Origin of the sequence: Streptomyces bicolor, from assembly GCF_000719285.1 — a bacterium.
Classification (GTDB): domain Bacteria; phylum Actinomycetota; class Actinomycetes; order Streptomycetales; family Streptomycetaceae; genus Streptomyces; species Streptomyces bicolor.
In genome coordinates this window covers 108,448-117,133 of record NZ_JOFS01000023.1, presented here as the reverse complement: position 1 = coordinate 117,133, position 8,686 = coordinate 108,448, and the positions used below count along the sequence as shown (strand labels likewise).

6 protein-coding genes are annotated in these 8,686 nt (G+C 73.1%); 1 reads left to right on the top strand and 5 read right to left on the bottom strand.

The window, feature by feature from the left end:
• Positions 1-1,018 (bottom strand): cell division protein PerM (locus IF78_RS0128290; protein WP_244889801.1); only part of this gene is annotated, 1,018 nt, incomplete at its 3' end.
• A 113-nt stretch (positions 1,019-1,131) separates the two neighbouring features.
• Between IF78_RS0128290 and IF78_RS0128285 the strand changes: the two genes are divergently transcribed.
• On the top strand, positions 1,132-2,274 hold the full coding sequence (locus IF78_RS0128285) for a helix-turn-helix domain-containing protein (protein ID WP_031477556.1): 1,143 nt from the start codon (positions 1,132-1,134) through the stop codon (positions 2,272-2,274).
• A 175-nt stretch (positions 2,275-2,449) separates the two neighbouring features.
• Here IF78_RS0128285 and sucD read toward each other — a convergent pair whose 3' ends face one another.
• The 4 genes from sucD to IF78_RS0128265 all read right to left on the bottom strand — a co-directional run bounded on the left by sucD (position 2,450) and on the right by IF78_RS0128265 (position 8,644).
• Positions 2,450-3,334 (bottom strand): succinate--CoA ligase subunit alpha, encoded by an 885-nt coding sequence (gene sucD, locus IF78_RS0128280; RefSeq protein ID WP_031477554.1) that lies wholly within the window; start codon positions 3,332-3,334, stop codon positions 2,450-2,452.
• A 27-nt stretch (positions 3,335-3,361) separates the two neighbouring features.
• On the bottom strand, positions 3,362-4,540 hold the full coding sequence (gene sucC, locus IF78_RS0128275) for an ADP-forming succinate--CoA ligase subunit beta (RefSeq protein WP_031477552.1): 1,179 nt from the start codon (positions 4,538-4,540) through the stop codon (positions 3,362-3,364).
• A gap of 586 nt (positions 4,541-5,126) precedes the next feature.
• Positions 5,127-7,271, bottom strand: coding sequence for a hypothetical protein (locus IF78_RS0128270; protein ID WP_037641424.1), 2,145 nt, complete (start codon positions 7,269-7,271; stop codon positions 5,127-5,129).
• A 281-nt stretch (positions 7,272-7,552) separates the two neighbouring features.
• Complete coding sequence (locus IF78_RS0128265) at positions 7,553-8,644, bottom strand: hypothetical protein (protein ID WP_158751524.1); 1,092 nt, start codon at positions 8,642-8,644, stop codon at positions 7,553-7,555.
• Between the last annotated feature and the right edge of the window lie 42 nt (positions 8,645-8,686).

Sequence of the window (8,686 nt, the reverse complement as noted above, 5' to 3'; positions counted from 1 at the left end):
CAACCCCCCCCCCGCCCCCCCCCGCCACAACCGGCACGGCCACAACCCCCCACCGCTCCGGCCCCCCGACCCCCACCCCCGGCACCGCCTCCAGCAACGGAAACGGCGGCAGCAGCGGCGCGGGTGCCGAGGACACCGGCCCCACCACATGCCCCACCCCGAGCACGAACCCCGGCCCGAGGGCGTACGACGCCGCCCACACCGCCGCGTTCGGCACGAGCGCCGCGCACAGCAGCAGTACCGCGAACCGCCCCGACCACCCCTCGGTCAGGTGCAGAAAGGACGCCCGCGCCGCCCCGCCGTGCCACACCAGCGAGCCGCCCACCAGTACCGCCCCACCGCCGACGAGCACCGCCGCCCCGGCACCCCCGGCCCGCGCGGCGATGCCGAGCCGGGCGCGCGCCGTCACCCCGGGCACCAGCCGCCGGACCCGCCTCGGCAGCGCGGCCAGCACGCGCTCCGCCCACTCGGGCGGCCGCCCGCACGCCGTCCACACCCCGGCCCCCGCCGCCACCAGCACGACCACCGGCACCCACAGCCCGGTCCAGACCCACTCCGGCCGCAGCTCGCCCCGCCCCGCGTACGCCGCGGCCGCCGCCCCGACCCCGAGGTACCCGAGCACGACACCCGCCCACGCCGTGCGCCCCGGCACCAGCGGCGACCCGTCACCCCCGTCCGCCGCCGCGTCCCGCGCCGCCCGGTGCACCAGCAGCACCGGCAGCAGGAACATCAGCAACGGTGTGACGCCGACCGGCGCGGGAACGCCGGTGAGGGTGTCGGCCCGGACCAGTTCGGCACCGTGCGCCAGCAGCCACAGCACGGCGGCGATCCGCAGCGCGCCCCCCGGCCCACTGTCCGGATACGGCGAGGAGACCCACAGCACCATCACCAGCACCGCGAACCCGCCCAGCCCGAGCCCCGCCGCCACCGCACCGTTCAGAAGGCTTGCGGCCAGCCCTGGCGTTCGGTCGCGCCTGCGCGCGTGCGGGGACGACGGGGTCGTTCGGCGAGCGGTCATCTCGATCACGCCGCCATGCTCCCAACGACACGCGCTTTCCCGTCGTAACAGGCGAACCTCCGATGTGTCGCCCAATATATGTTTATGTACTTTTTCGTACGAAAGGGCGGCCGGTGACATCGCGATCCGCAGCCCCGCTTCCCCCGCCCGGCGAACGCCGACGCCTGCGGGAGGCCTGCTCATTGACGCAGGCTCAGGTCGCGGCACGGGTGGGCGTCAGCCGCGCGACGGTACACGCGTGGGAGCACGGCCGTACGTCACCGCGCGGCCGCAGGAGAGAGGCGTACGCACAACTGCTCGACTCGCTGGCGAAGAAGACGGCGGCTCAGGAACGTACGCGGGAGCCAGAGGTGACAGGACATCAGCAGCTGTCGCGCCCCGTGCCCACCGATCACCCGCACGCCGACGACCCATACGCCGACCCGGCACTCCCCACCCACGAACCCCGGCGCGAACGCCCCCTCACCCCCGCCCAGGCCTTCGACGCGCTGTACGCCTTCTGCGCCCCCGCCCTCGCCCGGCAGACCTACCTGCTCACGGGGCGCCGCGAACTCGCGCGGGAATCGGTGGAGCGTGCCTTCCAACTCGCCTGGCAGCGCTGGCCGGAGGTGGCCCGCGACCGGGACCCGGCGGGCTGGGTGCGGGCGACGGCGTACGACTTCGCCCTCTCCCCCTGGCACCGGTTCCGCCCCCGCTACCGGCACCCGGAACCCCCGCCGGCCGACGCGTCCGACCGCGTCCTGCTCGACGTACTCCTCGAACTGCCACCACCACAGCGCCGCACGCTTCTGCTGTACGACGGTGTCGGCCTCGACCTGCCCGAAACGGCGGCGGAGTCGGAGGCGAGCACTCCGGCGACCGCGCGACGCCTCCTGCACGCCCGCGCCGCGATCGCCGACCGCCTCCCGCCCCTGTCCGACCCGGCCGAACTCCACCGTCGCCTGGCCGAACTGGCCTCCGCGGAGCGCTTGCGCGCGGCCAAGCCGGCGGTGGTACGCGAGATCAGCGAAGGCCGGGCCCGCTTCTGGACCCGCGCGGCCATCGCGTTCACGGTGGCCCTGATCGGCACGACGGCGCTCACGCTGCGAACGGCTCCGACCCAGTACGAGCCACCGGTGCCCCCGGGGCAGACGGTGCTCGGCGTACCGCCGAAGGTGGCGCCGGGGCCGTTGTCGGAGAGGGAGGTGAAACTGCGGGCCAAGTTGAGGTCGGAGGCGCAGAGCGGGCCGGAGCGGCTGGTACCGCAGATGAGGTGAGCGCTGCGGCACCTCGCCGTGGCGGCTACGGCCGTGCCCGGCTGCGGGCCCGTCGTGGCCGGTCGCGCAGTTCCCCGCGCCCCCAGGTCAGCTGCAGTCACGAAACGAGGGTGGGCCCGCCCCCACGCAGGGAACGGGCCCACCAACGCTCAGCTAAGCGCCGTGACTACGACCTTCAGCCACCCAGAATCTCGCGAGCCAGCTTCGCCGTCTCGGTCGGCGTCTTGCCGACCTTGACGCCCGCGGCCTCCAGGGCCTCCTTCTTCGCCTGGGCGGTGCCCGACGAACCGGAGACGATGGCGCCGGCGTGGCCCATGGTCTTGCCCTCGGGCGCGGTGAAGCCCGCGACGTAGCCGACGACCGGCTTGGTCACGTTCTTCGCGATGAAGTCCGCGGCCCGCTCCTCGGCGTCGCCACCGATCTCACCGATCATGACGATCAGGTCGGTCTCGGGGTCGGCCTCGAACGCGGCGAGCGCGTCGATGTGCGTGGTGCCGATGATCGGGTCGCCACCGATGCCGACGGCGGTCGAGAAGCCGATCTCACGCAGCTCGTACATCATCTGGTACGTCAGCGTGCCGGACTTCGACACCAGGCCGATACGGCCCGGCTTGGTGATGTCGCCCGGGATGATGCCGACGTTCGACTGACCCGGGGTGATGATGCCGGGGCAGTTCGGGCCGATGATCCGGGTCTTGTTGCCCTTCTTGCCGGCGTACGCCCAGAACGACGCCGAGTCGTGCACGGCGATGCCCTCGGTGATCACGACGGCCAGCGGGATCTCGGCGTCGATGGCCTCGACGACCGCGTCCTTGGTGAACTTCTCCGGCACGAAGATGACGGAGACGTTGGCGCCGGTGGCCTCGATGGCCTCCTTCACGGTGCCGAAAACGGGTACCTCGGTGCCGTCGAAGTCGACCTTCTGACCGGCCTTGCGCGGGTTGACGCCGCCCACGACGTTGGTGCCGTCGCCCAGCATGAGCTTGGTGTGCTTCATGCCCGTGGCACCGGTCATGCCCTGGACGATGACCTTGCTGTCCTTGTCGAGCCAGATAGCCATGGTGTGTTGTGTCCTCGTCCTGAGTGCTTACTTTGCGGCGTGGGCCAGCTCGGCGGCCTTGTCGGCCGCGCCGTCCATGGTGTCGACGCGCTGCACCAGCGGGTGGTTGGCGTCGGTGAGGATCTGCCGGCCGAGCTCGGCGTTGTTGCCGTCGAGACGGACGACGAGGGGCTTGGTGACCTCCTCGCCACGGTCCTCGAGGAGCTTCAGGGCCTGGACGATGCCGTTGGCGACCTCGTCACAGGCGGTGATGCCACCGAAGACGTTGACGAAGACGGACTTGACGTCCGGGTCGCCGAGGATGATCTCCAGACCGTTGGCCATGACCTGGGCGGAGGCGCCACCGCCGATGTCCAGGAAGTTGGCCGGCTTGACGTTGCCGTGGTTCTCACCGGCGTACGCGACGACGTCCAGGGTGCTCATGACGAGACCCGCGCCGTTGCCGATGATGCCGACCTCACCGTCGAGCTTGACGTAGTTGAGGTTCTTCTCCTTGGCGGCGGCCTCGAGCGGGTTGGCCGCGGCCTTGTCGTGCAGCTCGTCCCAGTCGTGACGGAACTCGGCGTTGTCGTCGAGCGACACCTTGCCGTCGAGGGCGATGACGTCACCGGAGGCGACCTTCGCGAGCGGGTTGACCTCGACGAGGAGGGCGTCCGACTTGATGAAGGTGTCCCACAGCGTGATCAGGACGTTGACGACCTTGTCCGCGACCTCGGCCGGGAACTTGGCGGCCTCGACGATCTCGCGGGCCTTGGCCTCGTCCACGCCGTCGATGGCGTCGATCGCGATCTTGGCGACGGCCTCCGGGCGGGTGGCCGCCACCTCCTCGATCTCCATGCCGCCCTCGACGGAGGCGATGGAGAGGAAGGTGCGGTTGGCACGGTCGAGGAGGAAGGAGACGTAGTACTCCTCCAGGATCTCCGGGGCCGTCTCGGCGATCATGACCTTGTGGACCGTGTGGCCCTTGATGTCCATGCCGAGGATGTCGGTCGCCCGGGCGACGGCCTCGTCCGCGGTCGCGGCGAGCTTGACGCCGCCGGCCTTGCCACGGCCGCCGACCTTCACCTGTGCCTTGACGACGGACTTGCCACCGAGGCGCTCAGTGGCTGCGCGGGCCGCCTCAGGCGTGTCGATGACTTCACCGGCCAGCACCGGTACATCGTGCTTGGCGAAGAGGTCCCTCGCCTGGTACTCGAACAGGTCCACGCGCTTCCGTCCCTATCAGTGATCTCGCGGTTCGTTGGATGCGTGGGCGTGCCGCGAAGGGCAACGTGACGTCCGCTGTCACAAGGGAGGCGCACACGGTGTCCGAGCGCGCGGCATGTCCGTCTCGCAGGTTATCGCTGCTTGCGGAGGGCCCCTAAATCGAGGGTCACACCTGAGCGGTGATACCTGTCACATGATGCCGCGATCAGCAAAGATCTCTGGCACGGCGTGCCGACTGTGAGCAGACGGGAACACACGGGGAAAGGACCTCACCGGGCTGGGGTTGACCCGGTGAGGTCCCCTGAACAGCCCGAAGGGGCACGAATGGGCCGCCCCTGTGGGCTCTGGGCAGGTGATCCCCACCCCAATGGGGATCACCCGGCCCTTCCGCGGGATTCCGGTCGGAACGGCCGACGGTTTTCGGCCGTCCGGGGCCGTCTGCCCCGCGGAGTCGGTCGGTCGCCACGGCGGGCGCGGCTCTCGGATGCGGATGGTGCGTGCCTCCGCGGTCGCGCCCGCCATGGCGGCGGGTGGTGTCGTACGTGGCCTCGCCGGGGGCCGTCGTACGACGTCGAGGGCCGTACGGTCAGATGCCGTACGGGGCCTGGTGGTACAGGTCCTGCGCGTAACCCGGCGTGACCGACTGGCCGACGCCCTGCACGCCGCTGACGGCGTTGCCCGCCAGCGGACCGGCCGAGTCCTGGACCGTGCCGGTCAGGTCCCCGGCGAAGGGCGCGACTTGCCCGGCGACACCGTGGGCGAACGGGTCGACCTCACCGACGACACCGCCCGCGAAGGGCTGGACATCGCCGGCCACGCCGTACGCCAGCGTCGTGGCGCTGCCGCCGACGCCCTGCACGACCGGGCTGACGGTGTCCACGACCTGGTCCACGACGGGCTGCACGGCGCCGGTGACGCCGTACGCGAACGGCTGCGCGTGAGCGGCGACACCCTCGGCGAAGGGGACGGCCTGCCCGGCCACCCCGTACACGAACGGGTCGACCTCACCGACGACACCGCCCGCGAAGGGCTGGACATCGCCGGCCACGCCGTACGCCAGCGCACCCGCGTCCCCGCCGGCCTGTCCGGCGACGGGCACGACGCCGTGCACGGCGGTGCCGGCGACGGGCGGCAGGACGGTGCCGGTGGCGTCCCCGGTGACGTGGCCGGTCAGACCGGTGGCGTACGGGGGTACGTCCGCGGCGACGCCCTGCACGACCGGCTGCACGTCGGCGACCGCGCCGTAGGCGATGGGCTGGACGTCGGCGACGGTGCCGTGGGCGACGTACTGGACATCGCCGACCGCGCCGTGAGCCACCGGCGGCACGTCCTGGACGACCCCGCCGGCGACCGGCTGGACCCCCTGGACGGCACCGGCCGCGACCGGCCGCACACCCGCGACGGCCTGGCCTCCCAGGGACTGGACGTCGGCGACGACGCCGTACGCCAACGCGGTCGCGGCGTCGACCGTGTGCCCGGCGGTCGTGCCGACCCCGGCCACCGCGCCCTGCGCGACCGGCACGACGCCGCCCACCGCCTGGCCGACGACCGGCCGCACGCCGTTCACCGCGCCGCCGGCCACCGACTGGACGCTGTCGACCGCCTGACCGGCGACCGGGGTCACCCCGGCCACGGCGTGCGTGGCGGCGGGTGCGACACCGGCGACGGCGTGCTGGGCGGCCGGGACGACACCGTCGACGGCGCGCCCGGCGACCGGCTGCACGCCGTTCACGGCCTCGGTGGCGAGCGGCGGGACGACCGCGTCCGCGGTCTGCGCGACGACCGGGGTGACCGTGCCGGGGATCGTGCTGACCGTGCCGACCACCCGCTGCTGGACACCGCCGACCGTGCCGGTGACATGGCCGGGGACGGCGGAGACGGAGGCCTCGGCGGCCGACTTGGCCGCGGTGGCCCGGCTGGTGGCGATGGCCGTCGCGTCCGCCGCCTCGCCCTTGGCGTGGGTGACGGCGGCCTGGGCCACGTCCTGCGCACCCGCTCCGGTGCGGCCCGCGCCCGCGACGGCGTACTGCGCCTTCGTCCGTACGACGCCCTCGACGCCCTGCGCCTGCGCACGGGCCGCCGCCTGCGTGCCCTGCAGCTTCGTCTGCGCGGCCGCGAGCGCCTTCTCCAGCTCGGGGGCGAAGGCGGAGAGGGGGCCGAAGAGGTAGTCGATGGCGCCGGGGGCGCCCGGGGTGTCCGGGAGCTGCGGGGCGTCGTGGCGTGCGTCGTCGATGCCGGCGACACCTGCGGAGACGCGGGCTTCGGCCTGCGCCGCGGCCTGCCCCGCCTTGTCCGCGCGGGCGGTCTTGGCGCCGTGAATGGCCTGCGCGGCGCCCTTGACCTTGGTGGCCTTGGAGGCGGTGCCGGCGGTCGGGACGTCGACCTTGGCGTCGACGTAACGGCGGGCCTGATCGGCAGCGCTCGCAGGCGTCGTCGTGGCCGTGTCGGTGACCGTGCCGGCCGTGTTGCCGGCCGAGCCGCCGACGCCGTCGGTGACGCCGGAGACGGTGTCCGTCACGTCGGAGACGACGCCGTTGACGGTGTCGGTCACCCCGCCGAGCAGGCCGGTGGCGTCGGCGCTGTCGGCCGCGTCGGTCGCGTCGGTGGTGGTGTCCGGTACGGAGAGGGTGGAGGCGGGCAGCTCGTCCGCGCTGGCGGCGGTCGAGCCGAGCGCCCAGGCGCCGGTGACACCGGCGGCTATGACGATCGAACGGCGGATGTTCTTGTTCATGCGTGCGTCGGATCCCTAGATCTTGGGGCTCCGAAGGCCACCGGAGAAACGGAGTCGGAAAGAACTCCGCGAGCTCCGGGGCTTCGGACGGTTGGGGACATTCCGGTGCCGGTTCGGTCGCGGTCCGGGGAGTCGGGGACCAGCGGGACCGGGTACGGCTCCGGCGGCTTCCGTCCGGGGGATGTCAGGGGGACATCCGTGAACTGGGCTCCGGACGGGCGGGCAGACCTGTTTCCGCCCCCGCGCGGCAGGTCTACGGCGGGGTGGGTCGGCCTGCTGTCCTACGCGGGGGAAACCGGTATGTCCCCGTGCCTGTCCCGGATCTCGTCCGCGTCGGCACGGGCGGCGGCGCCGGGCACCAGCCGCAACGGCGGCCGCTGGCTCAGCGAGACGGCGTGCGCGTCCCCGTGCCGAGGCGTGTTGTTGTCGCCCGCCGAACGGCTGCCGCCCACACCGCCCGGGTGATCGGCCGGCGCCTGGTGGACGGGTGTGTAGCCGGAGGACGCTGTGCGGTGCGCGTCGCCGGGGGCGGTTGAGGCGTTGGGCACTACGGCACCGGAGCCGGCCCACGGACCGTGGGTGACGGGGGCGGCGGTTCCTCCGGTACGGCCCTTCTCGTCACGTCGGTCACCCGAGGCGGGCGCCGGCGATCCCGGCTGCGGCGTCGTGGTGACGGGCGCGGGCAGGGTCTGGCCGGGGACAGCGGGGACGCTGGGCAGGCCGGGAAGCCCAGGGAAGCCGGGCATGCCGGGCACCTCGAACCCCGGCAGGCTCGGCCAGTCCGGCGACTCCGGCAACGTCGGCAGCACCGGCAACGAGGGCAGCGACGCCGACGGCGGCACCGCCTCGGCCAACCCGTCGGTCACCGACTCGACGACCTTCCCCACCGGCTCTACGACACGATCGGCTACGCCCTGGACGAGGTGGTCGGTCACGGGGCGGACGAGTTCGTCGTCGGTGCTGTGGGGGGCGTCGGTGCCGGGGGTGGCGTCGATGCCGGGGGCGTCTGTGCCGTGGGAGCCGTCGTTCTCGTCGGTGCCGTCGGCGGGGTGCGGGGCCGGGGCGGCAGGGCCTGAGTGCTGGGGAGTTGCCGGGGAGGCGGGGAGTGTCGTCGCCGGGGCCTGCGCATCAGTCCTGGCCGGTTCGCCCGCCAACAGCTCGACCGTGCTCCTCGTCACCGTCCCGACCTCGTCGCCCTCCGGCGCCGAAGGCACAGCCCCGGCGGGGGCGGAGGGCGCCGAAACCGTGGACGTCGATGTGCTCGTCCCCGCCGACACCACGTCAGCCGCATACGCCCGCTCCCCGCAGAGGAGCCCGAGCGCGAACAGCCCGCCCACCAGCAACGCCGCCTGGAGCGCACGCCTCCCGGCCACCCTGCGCACAACACGCAGAGCGGCGAAAGGCAGAACGGCTGA

What these genes read in the sequence shown, in the direction of transcription:
- IF78_RS0128270 (WP_037641424.1), bottom strand. Translation starts at nt 7,271, where the DNA reads ATGAACAAGAACATCCGCCGTTCGATCGTCATAGCCGCCGGTGTCACC.
- sucD (WP_031477554.1), bottom strand. Translation starts at nt 3,334, where the DNA reads ATGGCTATCTGGCTCGACAAGGACAGCAAGGTCATCGTCCAGGGCATG.